The organism is Serpentinimonas sp. SMBJO2 (assembly GCF_056341105.1).
Window position 1 is genome coordinate 2,331,035 of record NZ_CP150628.1, and the last position, 20,316, is coordinate 2,351,350.

At 69.2% G+C, this 20,316-nt stretch carries 16 protein-coding genes and 2 pseudogenes; 4 read left to right on the forward strand and 14 right to left on the reverse strand.

The genetic code is table 11. The annotated features are described in order from the left end of the window. Positions 1-44 precede the first annotated feature (44 nt). Complete coding sequence (locus tag AAAZ40_RS10815; protein WP_476660374.1) at positions 45-1,733, forward strand: tetratricopeptide repeat protein; 1,689 nt, start codon at positions 45-47, stop codon at positions 1,731-1,733. Positions 1,734-1,770: 37 nt separating this feature from the next. Here AAAZ40_RS10815 and AAAZ40_RS10820 read toward each other — a convergent pair whose 3' ends face one another. The 6 genes from AAAZ40_RS10820 to AAAZ40_RS10845 are packed head-to-tail and all read right to left on the reverse strand — an operon-like array spanning position 1,771 to position 6,688. Next, positions 1,771-2,646: a lysophospholipid acyltransferase family protein gene (locus tag AAAZ40_RS10820; RefSeq protein WP_476660375.1), complete on the reverse strand. Its 876-nt coding sequence runs from the start codon at positions 2,644-2,646 to the stop codon at positions 1,771-1,773. Then, complete coding sequence (locus AAAZ40_RS10825; protein ID WP_476660376.1) at positions 2,618-3,976, reverse strand: dihydroorotase; 1,359 nt, start codon at positions 3,974-3,976, stop codon at positions 2,618-2,620. Before AAAZ40_RS10825 ends, AAAZ40_RS10820 begins: the two co-directional genes overlap by 29 nt. A 21-nt stretch (positions 3,977-3,997) precedes the next feature. Next, positions 3,998-4,954: an aspartate carbamoyltransferase catalytic subunit gene (locus tag AAAZ40_RS10830; RefSeq protein WP_476660377.1), complete on the reverse strand. Its 957-nt coding sequence runs from the start codon at positions 4,952-4,954 to the stop codon at positions 3,998-4,000. Next, positions 4,951-5,493, reverse strand: a complete 543-nt coding sequence (gene pyrR, locus AAAZ40_RS10835) for a bifunctional pyr operon transcriptional regulator/uracil phosphoribosyltransferase PyrR (RefSeq protein ID WP_476660378.1) — start codon at positions 5,491-5,493, stop codon at positions 4,951-4,953. Before pyrR ends, AAAZ40_RS10830 begins: the two co-directional genes overlap by 4 nt. Next, positions 5,490-5,918, reverse strand: coding sequence for a Holliday junction resolvase RuvX (ruvX, locus tag AAAZ40_RS10840; protein WP_476660379.1), 429 nt, complete (start codon positions 5,916-5,918; stop codon positions 5,490-5,492). Before ruvX ends, pyrR begins: the two co-directional genes overlap by 4 nt. Beyond that, entirely contained in the window at positions 5,915-6,688 is a 774-nt protein-coding gene (locus tag AAAZ40_RS10845; protein WP_476660380.1) for a YqgE/AlgH family protein, read from the reverse strand. Before AAAZ40_RS10845 ends, ruvX begins: the two co-directional genes overlap by 4 nt. A 24-nt stretch (positions 6,689-6,712) precedes the next feature. On the opposite strand from AAAZ40_RS10845, the gene AAAZ40_RS10850 reads away from it, so the two are divergent. After that, positions 6,713-8,212 carry a cryptochrome/photolyase family protein gene (locus AAAZ40_RS10850; protein ID WP_476660381.1) on the forward strand — a complete coding sequence of 500 codons (1,500 nt, stop codon included), beginning with the start codon at positions 6,713-6,715 and terminating at the stop codon, positions 8,210-8,212. A 10-nt stretch (positions 8,213-8,222) separates the two neighbouring features. Here AAAZ40_RS10850 and AAAZ40_RS10855 read toward each other — a convergent pair whose 3' ends face one another. The 6 genes and pseudogenes from AAAZ40_RS10855 to AAAZ40_RS10880 form a co-directional block, all read right to left on the reverse strand. After that, entirely contained in the window at positions 8,223-13,436 is a 5,214-nt protein-coding gene (locus AAAZ40_RS10855) for a hybrid sensor histidine kinase/response regulator (protein ID WP_476660382.1), read from the reverse strand. Between the two features lie 14 nt (positions 13,437-13,450). Continuing rightward, positions 13,451-14,479, reverse strand: a pseudogene (locus tag AAAZ40_RS10860) (methyl-accepting chemotaxis protein); the annotation flags it as partial. A 432-nt stretch (positions 14,480-14,911) separates the two neighbouring features. Further along, a complete protein-coding gene (locus tag AAAZ40_RS10865; protein ID WP_476660383.1) occupies positions 14,912-15,487 on the reverse strand; it encodes a chemotaxis protein CheW in 576 nt (191 codons plus the stop codon). Positions 15,488-15,508: 21 nt separating this feature from the next. After that, positions 15,509-15,871, reverse strand: coding sequence for a response regulator (locus AAAZ40_RS10870; protein ID WP_476660384.1), 363 nt, complete (start codon positions 15,869-15,871; stop codon positions 15,509-15,511). Positions 15,872-15,887: 16 nt separating this feature from the next. Further along, positions 15,888-16,289 (reverse strand): response regulator, encoded by a 402-nt coding sequence (locus tag AAAZ40_RS10875; protein ID WP_476660385.1) that lies wholly within the window; start codon positions 16,287-16,289, stop codon positions 15,888-15,890. Positions 16,290-16,342: 53 nt separating this feature from the next. After that, a complete protein-coding gene (locus AAAZ40_RS10880) occupies positions 16,343-16,516 on the reverse strand; it encodes a rubredoxin (protein ID WP_476660386.1) in 174 nt (57 codons plus the stop codon). Positions 16,517-16,610: 94 nt separating this feature from the next. Here AAAZ40_RS10880 and thiD point away from each other — a divergent pair, with 94 nt between their 5' ends. Together thiD and hemL are read left to right on the forward strand one after the other, a co-directional pair. Continuing rightward, positions 16,611-17,564, forward strand: coding sequence for a bifunctional hydroxymethylpyrimidine kinase/phosphomethylpyrimidine kinase (thiD, locus tag AAAZ40_RS10885; RefSeq protein ID WP_476660387.1), 954 nt, complete (start codon positions 16,611-16,613; stop codon positions 17,562-17,564). Positions 17,565-17,579: 15 nt separating this feature from the next. Further along, positions 17,580-18,882 (forward strand): annotated as a pseudogene (gene hemL, locus AAAZ40_RS10890) (glutamate-1-semialdehyde 2,1-aminomutase). A 54-nt stretch (positions 18,883-18,936) separates the two neighbouring features. On the opposite strand, the gene AAAZ40_RS10895 reads toward hemL, so the two are convergent. Both AAAZ40_RS10895 and AAAZ40_RS10900 read right to left on the reverse strand, forming a co-directional pair. Beyond that, positions 18,937-19,773, reverse strand: coding sequence for a class I SAM-dependent methyltransferase (locus AAAZ40_RS10895; protein ID WP_476660388.1), 837 nt, complete (start codon positions 19,771-19,773; stop codon positions 18,937-18,939). After that, the gene (locus AAAZ40_RS10900) at positions 19,770-20,279 is read right to left on the reverse strand and encodes a GNAT family N-acetyltransferase (protein ID WP_476660389.1); all 510 of its coding nucleotides are present in this window, start codon (positions 20,277-20,279) and stop codon (positions 19,770-19,772) included. The genes AAAZ40_RS10895 and AAAZ40_RS10900 overlap by 4 nt, the downstream gene beginning before the upstream one ends. Positions 20,280-20,316 lie beyond the last annotated feature (37 nt).

The following is a 20,316-nucleotide window of genomic DNA, read 5'->3' on the forward strand; positions in this document are numbered from 1 at the left end:
CAACTCGGTTAAAGTCGCCTGCAGAACCCTCCCGCCACCCTCCCATGAACCGGCTCCCTGCCCCGCCCCTGTCGGCTGCTGCGCCCAGCCGTCCGCGCGCACTGCACCAGTCCGCCGCCCTGGTCGTCGATGGCAACCCGAGCACGCGCATGACGCTGGCCGGCCAGTTGCGCGGCCTGGGCTTGCAGTCGGTGAGCCAAACCAGCCGCATCAGCGAGGCGCGGCGCGAACTCGAGCGCAACCCCTTCGACGTGGTGATCTGTGGCGACCAGTTCCCCAAGGGCGGCGGCAGCGGCCAAGAGCTGCTCGACGACCTGCGCCGCAGCGGGCTGCTGCCCTACGCCACGGTGTTCATTTTGCTCACCGACGAAACCACTTACCTCAAAGTCAGCGAAGCCGCAGAATCCTCGGTGGACAGCTACATTGTGCGCCCCTACTCGGCCGGCAGCCTGTACGACCGCATCGAGCAGGCGCGGCTGCGCAAGGCCGCGCTGCTGCCCATCTACCAGGCGCTGGAAGCGCGGCAGCCCGAGGAGGCGGTGCGGCTGGCACGCGAACGCGTGGCCGCGCGCGGGCCGCAGTGGCCGCAGGCGGGCCGCCTGGGGGCCGAGGTGCTGCTGCGGCTCGAGCGCATGGACGAGGCGCGCGCCTTGTTTCAACAGCTGTGGGACGCCAACCCCAAGCCTTGGGCCTTGCTCGGGGTAGCGCGCGCGCAACTCGACGCAGGCGCCACCCAAGCGGCCTTGCAGACCCTCAAGGCCCTGATCGAAGCCGCCCCCGACTACCCCGAGGCCCTCGATGTGCTGGGCCGCGCCCAATTGGAGCTGGGCCAGTTCCAGGAGGCGCTATCGACCCTGCACAAGGCGCTGGCCCTGACCCCGATGGCCATCGGCCGCCAGCAGCGGCTGGGCATGTTGGCCTATTTTTGTGGCGACCGCGAACGCGCTTTTGAGCTGCTGGAGCGCTCCACCTACCTCGGTCTGGACTCCAAGATGTTCGACAGCGAGTGCCTGGTGCTGCTGGCCCTGTCGGCCTATGCGCACCAGCAGTCGGCGCAACTCGAGCGCCACCTGACCGAGCTGCGCAAGCGCCTGCGCGCCACCCCGCACGACCTGCGCCTGCAACGCTTCACCGACCTGATCGCCGCGCTGGCCAACGAGCTGCAAGGGAACCCCGAAAAAACCCGCAACCTGATTGACCAAGCCTGCCTGCAGATCGACGCGCCGACCTTCGACATGGAGGCCGCCTGCAACCTGCTCTGCGCCTTGGCCGGCCTGGCGCAGCGCCAGACGCAGTTGTTGCCCGACACGAAAGTGATCGATCGCCTCGGGCGCCGCTTTGCCACCAGCAAAGCCATGGGCGACCTGCTGGCCAGCGCCGCCAGCGCCCACCCACCGTTTGTCGAGCGCCTGCAGCAGGCCCAGGACCACATGGTCGAATTGATCGAGCGCACGCTCAAGGCCGCCAACGGCGGCGAACCCAAAACCGCCTTTGCCGAGTTGCTGCGCACCGCCCAAGGCTCGTTGAACGCCCGCGCCATCGAGACGGCTTGGTTGGTGCTGCAGCGCTACGGCGACGACATTGCCGCCTCCGACAGCCAGCGCGCGCAGTTGGCGCAGCTGCGCGCCGACTACGGCACCGCGCGCAACAAACCGGCGCTGGGCGACCCACGGCTGCGCCCGGCGGGCGGGGTCAACTTGGGCGCGCTGGACCGGCCGCCAGCGCCCGAGTGACCCACCCAGCCGGTGCGCCCCCGGACCCAGGCCGCAATCAGGCCGTTTTCTGATCCGAACGGTCAGGCGTTTTTTTCCAGCGCGGCGGCTCGCCGGTGCGCGGCAGCAAGGGCTGGTCGGCCAAGCGGCCGATCTCGGTGCGCAGCGACTCGGCCCAGGCGCGGCGGTCGCGCCCTTGCGCCGCATCGGGCTCGCCCCAGTGCAAGGTGGCTTGCAGGTCGCGGGCACAGACGATGCGCCAGACCGAGGCCACGATGTTGGTGTGGCCGCAATACACCGGCGCCTCGTGGCGCGCCGCCTCGCCCAGCAGCGCCTGGCCCTGGCCGTGCAGATAGACCACGGCCACAGGCAGGATCGGGCAATCGGCATCCAGCGCCGCTTGCAACAGGGAGGCGTGAAAGGGCATGATGCCCTGCCCGTCGCCCGTGGTGCCCTCAGGAAACAGCGCCACCAGATCGCCCGCACGCAGCGCGGCAGCAGCCTGCTGCGCCACGCGCAGCGCGTCGCTGCGCTTTTGGCGCTCGATGAACAGGGTGCCGGCGCGCTCGACCAAGGTGCCCAGCACCGGCCAGCGCCGCACCTCGGCCTTGGAGATGAAGCGGCACGGCTGGCTGGCGTTGATGATCAGAATATCGAGCCATGAAATGTGGTTGCAGATCACCAACAACGGTCCGGCTGCGGGCGGCTCGCACAGCACCTGCAGCCGCACCCCCATGATCGCCAGCGCCTGCTGCGTCCAGGTGCGCGCGATGCGCTCGCGCTCGGGCGCCCCGAGCTTGGGGAAACGGTATTGCAGCAGGTACAGGGCCCAAACGATGTGGCCCACCAGCCGCAGCAGGCGCCCGATGGCGCGCACGCGCTTCATGTGTCGAGCCACCGCCGCATCAGGCCCGGCGCGGCTGCGCCGCGTCATGAACCACCTGCCCGCCCACCAGCGTGGCGCGCACGCTGGCCGGCAGCTCGCAGCCGTCGAAGGGGGTGGCGCGGCCCTGGCTGCGCAGCGCGCCGGCGGTCACCGTCCAGGGTTGCCGGGGGTCGATCAGGCACAGGTCGGCCACGCCGCCTTCGCTGATGCGGCCCAGGCTGTCCTGCAGCGAGCCCAGGCTGGCCCCGAGCACCCGCGCCGGCCCGACGGTGAGCACCTCGAGCGCGCGCAGCAGCGGCAGCCGCTCCTGCTCGGCCCAGCGCAAGGCCAGACCGGCCAACAGCTCGACCGCGGTGGCGCCCGGTTCGGCCGCGGCAAAGGGCAGCACCTTGGCGTCGGCCGCCACCGGGTTGTGGTCCGACACCAGCGCGTCGATGGTGCCGTCGGCCAGCGCGGCGCGCAGCGCGGCGCGGTCGCTGGGCTGGCGCAGCGGCGGTTGCAGGCGCGCGCGGGTGTCGTAATGGCCGATGTCGGTGTCGCACAGGTGCAGGTTGTGCACGCTGACGTCGCAGCTCAAAGGCAAACCGGCCGCCTTGGCCTGGCGCACGAGTTCGACCGCTGCGGCCGAACTGAGCCGGCACAGGTGCAGGCGCAGGCCCGGCCCGGCGCTCGAGGTGCTGGCGTGGACGCCGCGCAGCAGCTCCAGCGCCGTGTGCACCGCCAGCACCTCGGCCGCCACGGGAATGCCGCTCAGGCCCATGCGCGTGGCCAGCGGACCGCTGGCCACCACGCCCTGGCCGAGCCAGAAATCTTGCGGCCGCAGCCAGACGCTGTAGCCAAAAGTGGCGGCGTACTGGAAGGCGCGCTGCAACACCTGGGTGTTGACGATCGGCAGCTCGGCCTGCCCAAAGCCCACGCAGCCGGCCTGGCTGAGCTGCACCATATCGGTCAGCGCCTCGCCCTTTAGGCCGCGCGTGAGCGCGCCGAGCGGAAACACCCGCGCCTGGCGCAGCCTTTGCGCCCGTGCCTTGAGCATGTCCACCAGGCCGGGTTCGTCGAGCACCGGGTCGGTATCGGGCGGGCAGACCAGGCTGGTGACGCCGCCGGCCAGCGCCGCCCCCAGCTCGGACTCGAGCATGCCGGCGTGCTCCTGCCCCGGCTCGCGCAGGCGCAGGCACAGGTCCACCAGTCCGGGCACGACCAGGCAGCCGCTGGCGTCGAGCACCCGCTCGGGCGCCGAATCGGGCGCCGAATCGGGCCACGCCGCGCCCGGCTCCGCGATGCGCACAATGCGCCCGCCGGCAATGGCCACGTCGGCCAGCCGATCGGTCTGGCTGGCCGGATCGATCAGCCGCCCGCCCCGAATCAGTGTTTTCATGTTTGCTGCTCCGCTGCTCGTTCAGGCTTCGTTGGCGGCGACGATGCCCATCACCGCCATGCGCACCGCGATGCCAAAGGTCACCTGCGCCAGCACCACGCTCTGCGCGCCATCGACCACGCTGGAGTCGATCTCGACGCCGCGGTTGACCGGCCCCGGGTGCATCACGATCGCGTCGGGCTTGGCCCAGCGCAGCCGCTCGGGCGTGAGGCCAAAAGCCTGAAAATACTCCTGGCTCGAAGGCAGCAGGGCGCCGTTCATGCGTTCGTTTTGCAGCCGCAGCGCGATCACCACGTCGCAGCCGCCGATGCCCTGTTCGAGGTCGTGACAGACGCGCACCCCCATCGGCGCCAGATCGGCGGGCACCAGCGTGCGCGGCCCGACCACGCGCACGTCGGGGCAGCCCAGCGTGCGCAGGGCGTGGATGTCGGAGCGCGCCACGCGCGAATGCAGCACGTCGCCGACGATGGCCACCGACAACTGGCTGAAATCGCCCTTGTGGTGGCGGATGGTGTACATATCCAGCAGCCCCTGCGTGGGGTGGGCGTGGCGCCCGTCGCCGGCGTTGATCACGTGCACATGCGGCGCCACATGCTGCGCGATCAGGTAGGGGGCGCCCGATTCGCTGTGGCGCACGACGAAGATGTCGGCCGCCATGGCGCTCAGGTTGGCGATGGTGTCGAGCAGCGATTCGCCCTTGGCGGCCGAGCTGCGCCCGATGTCGAGGTTGATCACGTCGGCCGACAGGCGCGTGGCGGCGATCTCGAAGGTGGTGCGGGTGCGGGTGCTGTTCTCGAAAAACAGGTTGAACACGCTCTTGCCACGCAGCAACGGCACTTTTTTGACTTCGCGCTCGTGCACACCGACGAAATCGGCCGCCGTGTCGAGGATGTGCAGCAAAATCTCGCGCGGCAGCCCCTCGGTCGAGAGCAGATGGATGAGCTCGCCGTGGCGGTTGAGTTGCGGATTGGGGCTCATGTGGCGCTCCCCTGCTGGATGCCGCTGGGCGCAGCGGGGGCCAGCTCGAAGTCGAAGCCGCCCTCGGGGCGGCGCACCAGCGCAAAGCGCAACGCGCGGTCCAGCGGCAGCCGCACGGCGGCAAAGTCGGCCGCCAGCGGCAGCTCGCGCCCGCCGCGATCCACCAGCACCGCCAGGCGCACGCCGGCTGGGCGGCCGTAGTCATAGAGCTCGTTGATCACGGCGCGCAGCGTGCGGCCGGTGTAGAGCACGTCGTCGATCAGCAGCACCTCGGCGCCATTGACCTCAAACGGCAGGCTGGTCTGCCCGCCGCGCGCGCGCAGGCCGCGCTGGGCGTAGTCGTCGCGGTGCAGCGTGGAGGAGATGACGCCGGCACGGCCCGGCAAACCCAGTTCGGTGTGCAGGCGCTCGGCCAGCCAAGCCCCACCGGTGGCCACCCCGACCAGGTGCGGCGTCGTGGCGCTGCCGGCCAGCAGGGCCTGCACGCCGCGCCTGAGCTCGGCATACAGCTGTTCGGCATCGAGTGACAAATGGCTCATGGCAGGCTCCTCAAAAACTGCTCCAGGATGATGCAGGCGGCGGCGGCGTCGGCGTCGCGCGCGCCTTGGCTGTGGGCTTCGGTGCTGCTGTAGCGTTCATCCACCTCGTACACCGGCAGGGCAAAGCGGCCGCGCAACTGGCGCGCAAATTTTTGCGCCAGCGCCGTGTTGGCGTGTGGGGCGCCATCGGGGTGGGTGGGGATGCCAACCACCAGCGCATCGGGCTGCCACTCGCGCACGCGCGCTTCGATCAGCGGCCAGCGCGCCGCCCCCTCGGCGCGCAGCGTGGGCTGGGCGCTGGCGCTGCGCGTCAGGCGGTTGCCAGTGGCCACGCCGGTGCGCCTGAGCCCCCAGTCAAAAGCCAAGAACCGCTGCTGGCTGGGGGGCACGGGCAGCTGCGGGCTGGGTGCCACGGCCGCCGTCATGCATGCCCCGCACCCGGTGCCAGCATCCACGACTGCAGCCCCAGCAAGGCCATGGCCTTTTCGTAGCGCTGCGCCAGCGGGGTGTCGAAAATCAGGGCCGGATCGGCGTTCACCGTCAGCCAGCTGTTCTCGCCGATCTCGGACTCGAGCTGGCCCTCGCCCCACGAGGCGTAACCGAGGGTGAACAAGATCTTGCTGGGCCCGGCGCCGCAGGCCATGGCCTCGAGCACGTCGCGCGAACTGGTCATCTCCAGCCCGCTGCCGGCGATTTTCAGACTGGCCGCGTAGGCGCTGGGCAGTATCGGTGGCGCACTGGCCTCGGCCGGCGCGTCGGGTTGGACATTGGAACCCGCGCCGGGCTGCTCGGTGCGCGCCGACGCGCCGCGCGCGGGCTCCGCTTCTGCATCGGGCTCGAGGCCCGCCAGCGCCTCGCGCAGGGCACGCGCCACCGCAGGCGGGGTTTCGTCGCTGCCCACTGCCTGCACCGCACCCATGGCCGGGTGCAGCACGAAACCGCGGTCGGTTTGCAGCGGCCCGCCGAGCAACACCGGCTGCCGCGCCAGCTCGCTGCGGCGCAGCGGCAAATCGACCTTTTCGAACAGCTCACCCACCGTGAGCTGGCTGGGTTTGTTGATGATCAGGCCCATGGCCCCGCGCGGCGAGTGCTCGCACAAAAACACCACGCTGTTGCCAAAAAGCTCGTCATTGAGGCCCGGCATGGCGATCAGAAAATGGTGCGTCAGGTCAGTGGGTGCAAAATCCGAATTCATGCCGTGCATTCTAAGCGCCCACCCATGACCCTTGCCCCCAAAACCTATCCCAGCGGTCTGGTCTGGTTGCGCCGCGACCTGCGCAGCCACGACCACGCCGCGCTCTGCCAGGCGCTGCGCCAGTGCCAGCGCGTCTGGTGCGTTTTTGTGTTCGACACCGACATCTTGCAGCCGCTGCTCGAGCGCGGCCTGCAGGCGGATCGGCGCGTCGAGTTCATCCACGAGTCGCTCATCGACCTCGACGAACAGCTGCGCGCGCTCGGGCGCAGCAACGGCACCGAAGGCGTGGGACTGCTGGTGGGCCACGGCCGCGCCATCGAGCACCTCCCGCGCCTGGCGGCGCAACTGGGCGTGCAGGCGGTGTACGCCAACCACGACCACGAGCCCGCCGCCCTGACCCGCGATGCCCAGGTGCGCGGCGCGCTGGCGCACGCGGGCGTGTTGCTGCACACCTACAAAGACCAGGTGGTGTTCGAGCGCCACGAAATCCTCAACCAAAGCGGGCACGCCTTCACCGTCTTCACGCCCTACAAAAAAGCCTGGCTGCAGGCGCTCAGCCCGAGCCACACGCAGCCGCACCCCGTGGAGCGCTTTGCCGACGCGCTGGCGCCCTGCCCACCCGGCCTGGCAACCGGGGTGCCGCCGCTGGAGGCGCTCGGCTTCGTGCCCAGCAACCTGCGCGAGCTCAAAATCCGCACCGGCAGCCGCGGCGCGCTGGCGCTGCTGGAAGATTTCCTGGCACGCATCGGGCATTACGGCCAAACGCGCGACTTCCCCGCCCTCAAGGGCCCCAGCTACCTGAGCGTGCACCTGCGCTTTGGCACCCTGAGCATCCGCCAAGCGGTGCGGCTGGCGCACGAACTGCAGCAGCAAGGGGTGGCCGGCGCCAGCACCTGGCTGAGCGAGCTGATCTGGCGCGAGTTCTACCAGCAGATACTGGCCCACTTTCCGCACGTGGCCGAACGCGCCTTCAAGCCCGCTTACGACCGCATCCGCTGGGAGCACGGCAAAACGGCGCAAGCCCACTTTGCCGCCTGGTGCGCGGGCCAGACCGGCTACCCGCTGGTCGATGCGGCCATGCACCAGCTCAACCAGAGCGGCTACATGCACAACCGCCTGCGCATGGTGGCCGCCAGCTTTTTGTGCAAGGACCTGGGGCTGGACTGGCGCTGGGGCGAGCGCTACTTTGCCGATCATTTGATCGACTTCGACCTCGCCGCCAACAACGGCGGCTGGCAGTGGTGCGCTTCCAGCGGCTGCGACGCGCAACCCTACTTTCGCATCTTCAACCCGATTTTGCAAAGCGAACGGTTCGACCCCCAGGGCAAGTTCATCCGGCGCTACCTGCCGCAACTGGCCCGCCTGCCCGACGCGCTGCTGCACGCACCTTGGCGCGCACCGTCCCCCGATCTGGCCGCAGCCGGCGTGGTGCTGGGGCGCAACTACCCGGCGCCGCTGGTGGACCACTTCGAGGCGCGCACGCACACGCTGGCGCGCTACGCCGTGGCGCGCACCGCAACCTAGGGCCTAGGGCCTAGGGCTGGGTGCTGCGCGCACAGGCCTCCTGCACCAAGGCCAGCAATTCGGGTTCGGCATAGGGCTTGCCCAGGTAATGCTCCACCCCCAGGCTGCGCGCGTGCTGGCGGTGTTTGTCGGCCGAGCGCGAGGTGATCATGATGGTCGGCAAATCGGCCCAGCGCGGGTCCAGGCGCATTTGATGCAGCAATTCGAACCCGTCCATGCGCGGCATTTCGATGTCGCACAGCATCACCGCCGGCCGCTCGGCGGCCAGCCGTTGCAAGGCTTGCACGCCGTCGCTGGCCAGCGCCACCCGGTAGCCCTCGCGCTGCAGCAAACGCTGGGTGACGCGGCGCACCGTGATCGAGTCGTCCACCACCAGCACCAGCGGCGTCGCAGCCGAGCCGGCGGGGGCAGTCTGCGCCGCCGCTGCACCGGTGGCGCCGGCGCGTTGCTGGCGCACCCACTGGCGCGCCGCCTCGGCGCACAGCGCCGTCAGGGCGACCGGGTTGTAGATCAGGCACACGGCGCCCGAGGCCAATGCCGTGGCCCCGGCCAAACCCGGCAGGCCCACCAGCGGCGGCCCCAGGGGCTTGAGCACCACCTCTTGCGCCTCCAGCACCTTGTCCACATGCCACGCCACGCGCTGACCGGCGCTGTAGAACTCCACCACCTGCCACTGCCGCACCTGCTGCGAAGACTCGTCCGTGCTCTCGGCCGACAAGGCCAGCAGCGCCCCGGCCCAGTGAAACGGGATCGGCCCGGCCGCCTCGCTGGGCCAGCGGGCACCGGCATAGGCAGCGGTGAGGGCCGGGGCCTGCACCTGGTGAACCTGCACCACCAAGTCGGTCGGCACGCCAAACACAAAATCGCCCACGCGCAACATCTGCACCTGGCTAAAGCTGCTGCTGCGCGGCAACCAAAGCCGAAACGCGCAACCGCCCGCTGGGGGCGCCAGGCAATCGACGCGGCCACCCAACGCCCGCACCTCGCTGCGCACGGCATCGAGCCCGATGCCGCGCCCAGCCACTTCGGTCACCTCGTCCGCCGTGCTCAGGCCCACCGCAAAGACCAGCCGCTGGGCCTGCTCCAGGCTCCATTGCCCCGCCTGCGGCTGCAACCCCAAGGCGACGGCGCGCTGGCGTATGCGCTCGCTGTCGAGCCCGGCGCCGTCGTCGCTCACGGTGATGGAGAGGTCTTTGTCGTGCGCTTGCAGCGCAATCGACACCCGGCCGGGCAGCGGCTTGCCCAGCTGGTGGCGCTGCAGGTCAGATTCCAGGCCGTGCGCCACGGCGTTGCGCAACAAGTGCTCGAGCACCGGAAGCAGCCGCTCGAGTACGCTGCGTTCGAGCTCGAGTTCGCCATGCTCCAGCTGCAGCTCGGCCGATTTGCCACAGTCCTCGGCCGCCAGCCGCACGCTGCGCTGCAGGCGCTCGGTCAATGAATCAAAAGCCACCAAGCGGCTGCGCAACAGATCGCGCTGCAAATCGCGGGTCTGGCGCGTCTGAGCGGCCAGATTGCCTTCTGCGGCCTGCATCGCCCGCTGCAACTGGTGCTGCACCGCGGCCACGTCGTTGACCGCTTCGGCCATCAGGCGCGTGAGCTCTTGGGAACGGGTGTAGCGGTCGAGCTCCAGCGGGTCGAAGCGCGGGTCGGGAGACGCCGCCGGCACCTCGGTGGGCGACCTTTGCGACTCGGTCTGCAGCTCGAGCTCGCGCAACTGGTTGCGCAGACGGGCCACGTTGGTGGCCATGTCTTGCAGCGAGCGGCGCACCCCCAGCAAATCGGATTCGATGCGCGTGCGGCTCAGACTGAGATCGGCGGCGTGCAAGACGAGCCGGTCGAGCCAGTCGGTGCGCACCCTCAGGGTGCCGACCGCCGCAGTGGGTTGGGGCATCTCGGTCGGGACCCGAAGCCCGGTGTGGCTGGGCTGGTGCGCAGGCGCAGCACCAGTCTGGGCGCTGGCTTGGGCGCTGGCCTGGGCGCTGGCCTGGGCGCTGGCCTGGGCGCTGGCTTGGGCGCTGCGGCGGCGCAGCTGGGTCAGCTCGGTTTCGACCTGTTCCAGCTCGGGCTGCAGCGCGTCCAGGGCGGCGGACTCGGGCACCTCGGGCAGCGCCAGCACTTGGCTTTCGAATTGGTGCAGCCGCTCGCCCAACTGCATGGCGCCCGCCAGCCGGGCGCTGCCCTTGAAGGTGTGCAGGTGGCGCAACAACTCGCTGCGCGCCGCGCCGTGCTGCGGACGGGCCTGCCACTGGCGCAGGGCGGCACCGAGCTGGGGCAGCAACTGCTGGGCCTCGTCGTCGAAAACGGCCAAAATCTCGGGGTCGAGCACAAGGTCGCTCGGGGGCCCGGGAGCGGGCTCGGGCTCGGGCTCGGGCAGGGCACGGGGTTGCAGCGGGGGCGCCAGCGTGCTGGGCTCGGCCACAGGCGCTGCCGCCTCCAGCGACCACGCAACCGACTGCGCCTCGTCCAGCGGGGCCAAGCCGGCCAGGGCAGCCAAGGTCTCGGGCAGGGGGTTGCGCAACACACCGGCGGCAAATTGGTGCAGGATGCCCTGTACCTGCTGCGCCGCTTCGATCAGCACCGCCTGCACCTGCGGCTGTGCGCCGGTGGCGCCGCCGTCTCGGTGCCAGCGCTCGAGCGCGTGCTCCAGGGCGCGCGCCAACTGCGCCAAACCCTCGTGGCCCACGGTGGCGGCCCCGCCGGCAAGCGCATGCGCCCATTCGAAGAGCGGCGGGCCTGCAGAGCGCTGCGGCTCCTCGAGGCCTTGCAGCAGTCGGCGCGACCAGTCGTCGGCCTCGGCCAAAAACACATTGAACAGATCGAGTTCGACGCGCAGCGGCCCGACCTCTTTGAGCGCTTGGTCGAGCACGGGCGGCCATTGCAACGCGTCGCGCAGCACCGGCACCCGTTCGGGATCGGGCGGTGCCTGGAGCGGCAACGAGGCCTCGACGATGCGCTCCAGCGCGGTTGTGCACTGCTGCAACAGATCGGGCGTGGCCGGGAGGCGATCGGCCAGCCAGGTGTTGAGCACCTGCTCCATGCCCCAAGCCAGTTGGCCCACCGGCGTCAGGCCGACCATGCGCGCGCTGCCCTTGAGGGTGTGAAAGGCGCGGCGCACGGCCAGCAGGTCGGGTGCGCTGTCGGGCTGCAGCCGCAGCGCCGCCAAGGATTGCATGATTTGCTGCTGCAGCGCCCGCGCCTCGGCCCAGAACACCTCCAACATCTCGTCGGACTCGGGCGACTCCGAGGCCGGGCTGGTGTCGGCACTGGCGCCGCTGGCACCGCCCAGCGCCGCGGCGGATTGGGGGACTGCGGTGGCCGCTGAGGCCAGCGGGCGCAAGGCCTGCAGGCGCTCGGTTGCGGGGTCGAAGGCAAACGCCTCGCTGGCCTGCCCGGTTTGCTGCGCCATGGCTTCCAGCAGCAGGCCCAGGGCCGAAAAGTTGTCGGCCAGCCACTGGGCCGATTCCCGCTCTGGCCGCTGGGAAGCCACGGCCGTTTCCAGGTGGCCCGACTCCAAGGCCCAGAACCAACGCCGCATCGCCGCCAAGGTCGAAACCGCAGGCGTCAAGTCCAGCCACTCGGCAATTTTTTGCAGCGCATCGAAGCGCGGCCAGATCGCCTCATCGGGCAGGGCTGTCGGGGCGCTTTGCCTGGCCCGCAGCCAAGCCTCGAGCGCACGCTCGAGCTCGTTCAATTCGTTGCGCATCTGCCCATACAGTGCGGCCTGGCTCTGGCGCTCGCTGAAGCGGCGGTAGCGCTCGCTCATCCAGGCGGGCGCGGGGGGCAGCGCCAGCCCTTGGGTGCTGGCGTGCAGCCGCTGCCTCAGGTCCTGCAGGCGCTGGCGTGCACTGGCGCTGTGGGGTGGCTCGGGCGCGTGCAGGCCGGGGGACGATGGCTGCGCATCAAAGTCGTCGAGCTCGGCACCCAGGCACAACAGCGTGCTGCACACTTCCAGCGCCAGCCCGGCCGGCCAAGCGGCGGCGTCGGGGCGCAGGCTTTGGGCCAGATCGGAGCAGACGCGGCGCCAGTTGGCGGCTGCGGCATCGGGCACCCCCGGCCACAGGGCATCGAGGCTGTGGCCCAAGCGCTGCAAAGTCGGGCCGACCGGGGCACTGCCATCGCCGGCGCTCCAGCGCTCCCAAGCGCGCTGGGCCGCAAGCAGCGCCGACTGCGCTTGGGCCAGCCGCATCGAATCGCCCTGCCCCAGGCTCGGCTCTGCCTGCACCACCAGGTCTGGCGGCTGCCAGCCATAGGCCTGCCGAATGGCTTGGGCATGCACCCAGTCTGGCCCTATGGCCGTCGCTGGCAGGTGGGCCATCAGGTACAGCAGCTCGTGGGTCTGGCGCGCCCACGGCTCAAAACGGCCTTGGGCCAAGGCGTTGTATTGCGTCAGCACACCGGTCACGGCCCGCTTGACGTAGAGGGCATCGGGCAGGCAGCCCTCGGCCATGGCCTCAAAGCAGGCCGCCGCAGCCAGCCAATACTGCGCCGCTTCGGGCCCCGCGGCGCCACGCGCCAAGCCAGCGGCCAAGGGCACCAAAGCCGCCGCAGCCGTGGCGTCGCGGTTCTTGACCAGCGCCAGCACATGGCGCTCGAGCCGGGCGCGCAGCGCCGGCTCGGGGCTCAGGGCCGGCCCGGCGGGCAGGGGCACGGTGCGCAGCTCGCAGGGCCACAAATCGGCCGGGTGGATGCGCGCCGCCCCGGCCAGCTGCTGCCAGGCCTGGTAGGTTGGGAACAGCGCTTGCGCCGACACCGGGCGCTGGCGCAGTTCGCGCCAGAGAAAATCCAGCACCACCCGGCAACCAGCGCTGACGGCGGCTGCCGCCGCCTCGGTGGCCAGGGCAGGCTTGGCGATCAGCTTGCCCACCACCGCTTCCAAGGCGCGCAAGGTCTGGGCCGCTGCGGCCAACTCGACCAATTCCAGCGCCCCCACCGCCTGATGCAGGCGCTGGCTGAGCAGCCGCAGCTCGCTGGTATCGACCTCGGCCAGATCGCCACTGCGCGCCACCACGTTGTCGGCAACGAAGCGCAACAGCGTGGCATCGGCCTCTTGCAGGCACTGGCGCAACTCCTCGAACACCCAGCCCAAGGGCCCCATGCCGCCCGCCTCGAGCGGGGCAAAGGTCTGCGGTCCGGCGTCATGCGCACGGTGCGGGTTGGGGTGCATGGCGGCGCTGGATGGGGCGACAGGGGGGGCGATCTGGGGCGCGCTCGAGGCTGCGGTCATGGGCTGCCCTGGGCTCAGTCAATCGTGAAACGGGTCACCGACAAGCGCAATTCATCGGCCAGTTGCGCCAATTCGCGCAGCTGCTGCACCGTGGCGCGCGTGCCCTCGCTGGCTTGCTCGGTGACCAGGAAGCCGTGTTGAATCTGCTTGGCCACCGCGCCCGCCTGTTGCGCTTCGTGGGTCGCGGTGGTGGCGATCTGGGCAATCAAATCCGCCACCTGCAGCGACAGGCGATCGATCTCGGCCAGCGCCGCTCCCACATTGTCGGAGCGCTTCGTGCCTTCGACCACTTCGCGCGTCGAACCCTCCATGGCCTGCACCGCGTCCTGGGTATCGGCCTGAATGGCGCGCACCCGCGCTGCGATCTGGCTGGTGGCATCGGCGCTGCGCTCGGCCAAGCGCTGCACTTCCTCGGCCACCACCGCAAAGCCGCGCCCCGCCTCGCCCGCTGCGGCCGCCTGAATGGCGGCATTGAGCGCCAGCACCTGCGTCTGCTCGGTCAGGTCGTCGATCAGTTCGGTGATTTCGCCGATCTCTTGCGTGGACTCGCCCAGCCGTTTGATGCGCTTCGAGGTTTCCTGCATCTGCAGGCGAATGCGGTTCATGCCCTCGATCGCCTCGTGCACCGCGCGCGAGCCGGATTCGGCCGCCAGCCGCGATTGCTGCGCCGCTGCCGCCGCGCCCTGTGTCTGCTGCGACACGCGACCGATGCGCACCGCCATGTCGAGCACCGACTGCGAGGTTTGGCGAATTTCGTGCAATTGCTCAGACGACGCCGCCAGCAGCTTGTTGGAAGCGCTTTCGACCCGCGCCGTGGTCTCGCCCACCCGTTCCGTGGTGCGCTGCACCTGCGCCACCAGGCTGCGCAGTTCCTCGACCGTGTAGTTGACCGTATCCGCGATGGCCCCGGTCACGTCCTCGCTCACCGTGGCTTGCTGCGTCAGGTCGCCCTCGGCCACGCGCTGGAGCTCGTTCATCAGGCGCAAGATGGCGGCCTGCGTGGCGTCGTTGACGCGCCGCGTTTCCTGCTCCTGGGCACGCGCCAGCGTCTCGGATTTGATCAAGGCCTCTTGTTGCGTCAAGGCCGCGCGCTGCAGTTGCGCCATCATGGCAAGGGCGCACACCACCGACGCAAAACCGAACCCGGCCGCGATCACACTCCATGCACCCTGGGGCAGATTGTGCGGCAGCGCCCACGGCGGGTCATACCAGCCCTGCAGCGCCGCCAGCACCATCAGCATCAGCGACAGCATCAAATACACCCACCAGTGGCTCGCGCCCCACCACGACAGATCCACCACCGCCGTCACCTCGGCAACCTCGTTCCCAGGGCGTTCGGGGGTCAGGGCAGAGTCGAGCGCCGCGCCGTCGCCGGGGTTTGCACCCTGCGTGGCGGCAGCGACCGGCTCGGTCGGCGCACCGCCGGCCTTGGCAGGGAACAAACGACGCAACAACGCAAACATGGACGACCTTCGCTAAATGGGGGTCAAGGTGGCTTCGGAGCGAGAAAATCCCGGCAACAGCAGATTCTGAAACGCCGCTCGGCCGCAGATTGCCGGCAGATCGAGCTCCAGCCATTGCTGCCCTTGCGCATCGCGCGCCAGTCGATGCACTCCAGGCGGCTGGTCGATGGCCGGCCCAAACTCCAAACCCTGTTCGTCACGCAGACCCAGCAAGTGGTCGGCACACAGCGCGGCACCAACGCCCAAGGCCGGATTCAAGGCCACCCAGTACTGACCCGCCGTTTCGAGCGCAGCCGGCGCGGCCGGCGCCGCGACGGCACCACCGAGCAGCTGCGCCCAATCAAAGACCAGCAAGATGTTGCCCCGCAGAGCCGCCACGCCGCACACCCAGGCTTGGCTCTGGGGCAGGCGCTGCAGGGGCGTGGGGGTAAAAATCTCGCCCGCATGGGCCAGCGGCACCAAGGCGTGCGCCCCCCGCCAACCCAGCGCCAACCACCCCGCTTGCGCACTGCGCTGGCCCGACTCGGCCAGCTTGCGCGCCAGTTCGGCGGCGTAAGATTCACGGCTGGGGCGGCTGGAAGCATTCATGGGGGCGGCTGCCGTTGCGTTTCAGCTCAGTGCCGCGATGCGCGCCAGCAGCAACTGGGCGTCTATCGGCTTGGTGAAATAGTCGCGTGCGCCTTGGCGCAAGCCCCAGACCCGATCCGTCTCCAGGTTCTTGCTGGAACATATGAATACCGGCACCTGCCCATATTGGGGGTGGCGCGCCAAATGGCGTGTGAGGGCAAAACCGTTGGTGCCCGGCATCACCACGTCCATCAGAATCAGGTCGGGCAACTGCGCCGCCAGCTCCTGCAGCGCCAGATCGGCGTTTTGGGCGGTTCGAACCCGGTAGCCATGGCTCACCAGCAGCTTGCTCAGGTGCAGCAGTTCGGTGCGCGAGTCGTCGATCAGCAGGATGTTTTGAACCATGGCAGGGACATCATTTTCAAGGCACGGCGGGCGAGCGCAGCACGTGTTGCTGCACCGCCTGCAGCAACTGCTCGCGGCCAAAGGGTTTGCCCAAATGATCCTGGGCACCCGCCAGACGGCCGCGGGCCAAATCAAACACGCCGTCTTTGGACGACAGCATCAGCACCGGCACATGGGCAAAGCGCGCATTGCGGCGAATGATGGCGCAAGTCTGGTAACCATCGAGGCGCGGCATCAGGATGTCGCAAAACACCAGATCGGGCATGAAATCGTGCAACAGCGCCAGCGCCTGGTAGCCGTCCTCGGCCAGCAGCACCTCGTGGCCGCCCTCGCGCAAAAACCGTTGGGCGCTCAGGCGCACGGTCAGGCTGTCGTCCACCACCAGCACCTTGCAAGGTTTTGTGAAGCTTTGCTGCATGGCCCGCCCTTCAACCGTGGCTCAGGGCCGGTCGCAGCGCAGCCCCAGCGCCCTCACAGGGCCACCATTTCAAAGTCTTCCTTGCGCCCGCCGCACTCGGGGCAGGTCCAGTTCATGGGCACATCTTCCCAGCGCGTGCCGGGGGGCAAATTGTGCTCGGGTGCGCCGGCCTCTTCGTCGTAAACCCAGCCGCAGATCAGGCACATCCAAGTTTTGTGGGCGCTCATGGTTGAAAAATGCTTGACATAGAATGAAGACATTGTAGCCAGCGCCGCCTGCACCCACAAACCCCTGCTGCCCACCGCGACCCAGCCGCCCTGCATGAGCTCCGTTTTGCCTCCCCCTGCGCCTCCAGCCGCCCCCCCCGAGGCCGCAGCCCATGCCAGCCTGCCCTGCGTGCTCACCTTCAACGCCAACGACCCCAGCGGCGCCGGCGGCCTGTCGGCCGACCTCACCGCCATGTCCAGCGCATCGTGCCACGTGCTGGCCATCGCCACCGGCTGCTACGTGCGCGACACGCGCAGCATCCACCACCACATCGCGCTCGACGACGAGCTGATCGACGACCAAGCCCGCTGCGTGCTCGAAGACATCACGCCGCAGGCGATCAAGGTCGGTTTCGTGGGCAATGCCGACAACCTCGGCACCATCGCCGAGCTGCTGAGCGACTACGCCCACATCCCCGTGGTCTGCTACCTGCCCGACCTCACCTGGTGGGACGAAGTGGAGCGCGAGAACTACCTCGACGCGCTGGCCGAGCGCGTGCTGCCGCAAACCAGCGTGCTGGTGGGCAACCACCACACCCTGAGCCGCTGGCTGCTGCCCGACTGGGCCCACGATCGCCCCCCCTTGGCGCGCGAAATCGCCGCCGCCGCCGCCGTGCACGGCGTGCCCTACACCCTGGTCACCGGCTTCAACGCCCCCGACCTCTACCTCGAGAGCCACCTGGCGGCCCCCGAAACGCTGCTGGCCAGCGCCCGCTTCGAGCGCTTCGACGCCACCTTCAGCGGCGCCGGCGACACCCTGTCGGCGGTGCTGTGCGCGCTGCTGGCCGGCGACACCGATCTGCAAGCCGCCTGCGCCGAAGCCCTCACCTACCTCGACCAATGCCTGGTGGCCGGTTTTCAGCCCGGCATGGGCCACGCCATCCCCAACCGCCTGTTCTGGGCCCTGGATGATGACGAACCCCCCGAAGGCGCAGCGGGCCCCGACGACCCCGCAGCCGGCCCGGCGCAACAGCTCGAAGGCTTCCCCACCCCCTCCCGCACCCACTGACCTTTTGCCCCATTCATGCAAGCCACCGACCGCAACCTCGCCCTGCTGCAGCGCGCGCGCCAGCTCATCCCCGGCGGCGTCAACTCGCCCGTGCGCGCCTTCAAGGCCGTGGGCGGCACGCCGCGCTTCGTGCAGCGCGCCCAAGGCGCCCACTTCTGGGACGCCAACGGCCAGCGCTACATCGACTACATCGGCTCCTGGGGCCCGATGATCCTGGGCCACGGCCACCCGGCGGTGCTCGAGGCAGTGCAGCGCGCCGCCCTCGACGGTTTCAGCTTCGGCGCCCCGACCGAGCGCGAAATCGAGCTCGCCGAAGAGATCGTCAAACTGCTGCCCAGCATCGAGATGCTGCGCCTGGTGAGACTCGGGCACCGAAGCCGGCATGAGCACCATCCGGCTCGCGCGCGGCGCCACCGGGCGCAGCAAAATCATCAAGTTCGAAGGCTGCTACCACGGCCACGCCGACGCGCTGCTGGTCAAGGCCGGATCGGGCCTGGCCACCTTCGGCCACCCCACTAGCGCCGGCGTGCCGCCCGAGGTGGTGCAGCACACCCTGGTGCTCGAGTACAACAACCTGCCCCAGCTCGAAGCCGCCTTCGCCGCGCACGGGCACGAGATCGCCTGCTTGATGATCGAGCCGATTGCGGGCAACATGAACTTCGTGCGCGCCAGCGTGCCCTTCATGCGCCGCTGCCGCGAACTGTGCACCCAGCACGGCGCGCTGCTGGCTTTCGACGAGGTCATGACTGGCTTTCGGGTGGCGCTGGGCGGCGCGCAAAGCCTGTACGCGCAGCACATCCCCGGTTTCGAGCCCGACCTCACGGTGCTGGGCAAGGTGATCGGCGGCGGCATGCCACTGGCCGCTTTTGGCGGCAAGCGCGCCATCATGGAGCAACTGGCGCCGCTGGGCGCGGTCTATCAGGCCGGCACCCTGAGCGGCAACCCGGTGGCCACCGCCTGCGGCCTGGCCACCCTGCGCGAACTGCAGCGCCCCGGCTTCTTCGAGGCCCTGAGCGCGCGCACGCGCAGCCTGACCGCCGGCCTGGCCCAAGCCGCCGCCCAAGCCGGCGTGCCCTTTTGCACCGACAGCGAAGGCGGCATGTTCGGCTTCTTTTTGCTCGAGCAGCTGCCGCAGGACTACGCCAGCGTCATGAAAACCGACAGCGCGCGCTTCAACCGCTTCTTCCACGCCATGCTCGAGCGCGGCGTCTATTTCGCCCCCGCACTCTACGAAGCCGGCTTTGTGAGCGCGGCGCACACCGAGGCCGACATCGAGGCCACGGTGGCGGCGGCGCGGGAGGTGTGGGCGGGGTGTTAGGGCGCGGTCCGAGTGACGGTGGCCAAGTTTTGCGCCGCGATCCAACGCTCAAGCTCAGGGGCGCAGCTTGTTCGCGTCCAAAGGAGTGCGTTGTTCAAGCGCTTCGTTCCATTGTGCGCTCCGCGTTTCCGAGGGGCGGCGTGCCACGAAGAACTCATAGGCATAGAAGTCTGAATAGCGGCGGTGCAACAGGGGCTCCTCGGCGAGCTGGTCAAGGATGGCCAAGGCCTCAGCATCGCCGGCGTATTTGCTGCGCAACTCGGTGATGCGCGTTTCCATGGGGGTATAGAAATCGCCCCACCACGCCTCATCAGGCAGGGTGAAGTGTCCGACGAGTTCGAATCCGCAATCCTGGATCGCTGCAATATCGTCATCCAGCCATCCCATGGTCGGATAATCCATATCGAACACGGCCTTGACCGCAGGCGGCGGGTTCTCCCGGCGCCAAATCGCATCGGTAAAAGCCAGATAGCCGCCAGGTCGCAGCAAGCCATGGCAGACGCGAAGGGCATCCCGAAGCCCGATGTTGTATAGCGCGCCTTCCGACCAGATGAGGTCGAAAACCCCGAACGGCTGCTCCGGGCAAGCCATGTTCCCAACCATGGCACGGACGCGTTGCGCAAGCCCACGCTCTGCAACGACCGCCTTCAACCGTTCGATGCTCGGCGCATGGCTGTCGATGGCCACGATGGAGCCTGACGTCAGCTCAGCGAGCTGCAGGGTTTGTCCCCCGACACCACACCCCAAGTCGAGAATCACGGGGCATTCGCCAAGGTCGTGGCACAGACCAAGGGCCCTGCTGGCGCACGCGCGGTTGCCGGGCCCCTGACGGGGCAGGTTTTCGTAAACCTCGAAAAAGATCTTCCAGAAGCGAGGTCCGGCTTGATTCATACAACCTGCCCTTTCTGACGCCGACGCACCATGAGCACGTGTAGCCCGTTCGGGACGTCGTCGAATTCCCTGTCCTTGTGGAAGCCCGCCTTGGCAAAAGCCCGCTGCGAGGCCAGATTGTCCCACCGGGCGCAGGCCATCACGAACGGCACCGTCGGGTCGGACAACGCGACCTCGGCAACCAGGTTGATCGCATCCGACCCCAGCCCGCGTCCCAGCGCATCGGGTTCGCCGATCATGATGTCGATGTCGATCGCGCTCGTCGGAATATCGGCCAGGCCAGCCACGGCGAGTTCCTCGTACGTGGGGTGCTGCCACAGCACGATCCCGACTCCACGGCCATCCACCTCGATGATAGCCCGCCAACTCCCATCGGCTGGCGGTTCATTCAACAGCCGGAGGTTTGCGCCGGGGTCACCCCAAGCGCTGCGCACGTGATCGGCATGGAGCCACTGCTCGATAAGCGGCAGGTCATCGTCCGTGACATCGCGAAGGCGCAGGCTCATGACGATTTGCCTCCCCTGATATGGGGGTCACCTCGTG

What these genes read in the sequence shown, in the direction of transcription:
- AAAZ40_RS10815 (WP_476660374.1), top strand. Translation starts at nt 45, where the DNA reads ATGAACCGGCTCCCTGCCCCGCCCCTGTCGGCTGCTGCGCCCAGCCGT.
- AAAZ40_RS10820 (WP_476660375.1), bottom strand. Translation starts at nt 2,646, where the DNA reads ATGACGCGGCGCAGCCGCGCCGGGCCTGATGCGGCGGTGGCTCGACAC.
- AAAZ40_RS10825 (WP_476660376.1), bottom strand. Translation starts at nt 3,976, where the DNA reads ATGAAAACACTGATTCGGGGCGGGCGGCTGATCGATCCGGCCAGCCAG.
- AAAZ40_RS10830 (WP_476660377.1), bottom strand. Translation starts at nt 4,954, where the DNA reads ATGAGCCCCAATCCGCAACTCAACCGCCACGGCGAGCTCATCCATCTG.
- pyrR (WP_476660378.1), bottom strand. Translation starts at nt 5,493, where the DNA reads ATGAGCCATTTGTCACTCGATGCCGAACAGCTGTATGCCGAGCTCAGG.
- ruvX (WP_476660379.1), bottom strand. Translation starts at nt 5,918, where the DNA reads ATGACGGCGGCCGTGGCACCCAGCCCGCAGCTGCCCGTGCCCCCCAGC.
- AAAZ40_RS10845 (WP_476660380.1), bottom strand. Translation starts at nt 6,688, where the DNA reads ATGAATTCGGATTTTGCACCCACTGACCTGACGCACCATTTTCTGATC.
- AAAZ40_RS10850 (WP_476660381.1), top strand. Translation starts at nt 6,713, where the DNA reads ATGACCCTTGCCCCCAAAACCTATCCCAGCGGTCTGGTCTGGTTGCGC.
- AAAZ40_RS10855 (WP_476660382.1), bottom strand. Translation starts at nt 13,436, where the DNA reads ATGACCGCAGCCTCGAGCGCGCCCCAGATCGCCCCCCCTGTCGCCCCA.
- AAAZ40_RS10865 (WP_476660383.1), bottom strand. Translation starts at nt 15,487, where the DNA reads ATGAATGCTTCCAGCCGCCCCAGCCGTGAATCTTACGCCGCCGAACTG.
- AAAZ40_RS10870 (WP_476660384.1), bottom strand. Translation starts at nt 15,871, where the DNA reads ATGGTTCAAAACATCCTGCTGATCGACGACTCGCGCACCGAACTGCTG.
- AAAZ40_RS10875 (WP_476660385.1), bottom strand. Translation starts at nt 16,289, where the DNA reads ATGCAGCAAAGCTTCACAAAACCTTGCAAGGTGCTGGTGGTGGACGAC.
- AAAZ40_RS10880 (WP_476660386.1), bottom strand. Translation starts at nt 16,516, where the DNA reads ATGAGCGCCCACAAAACTTGGATGTGCCTGATCTGCGGCTGGGTTTAC.
- thiD (WP_476660387.1), top strand. Translation starts at nt 16,611, where the DNA reads ATGAGCTCCGTTTTGCCTCCCCCTGCGCCTCCAGCCGCCCCCCCCGAG.
- AAAZ40_RS10895 (WP_476660388.1), bottom strand. Translation starts at nt 19,773, where the DNA reads ATGAATCAAGCCGGACCTCGCTTCTGGAAGATCTTTTTCGAGGTTTAC.
- AAAZ40_RS10900 (WP_476660389.1), bottom strand. Translation starts at nt 20,279, where the DNA reads ATGAGCCTGCGCCTTCGCGATGTCACGGACGATGACCTGCCGCTTATC.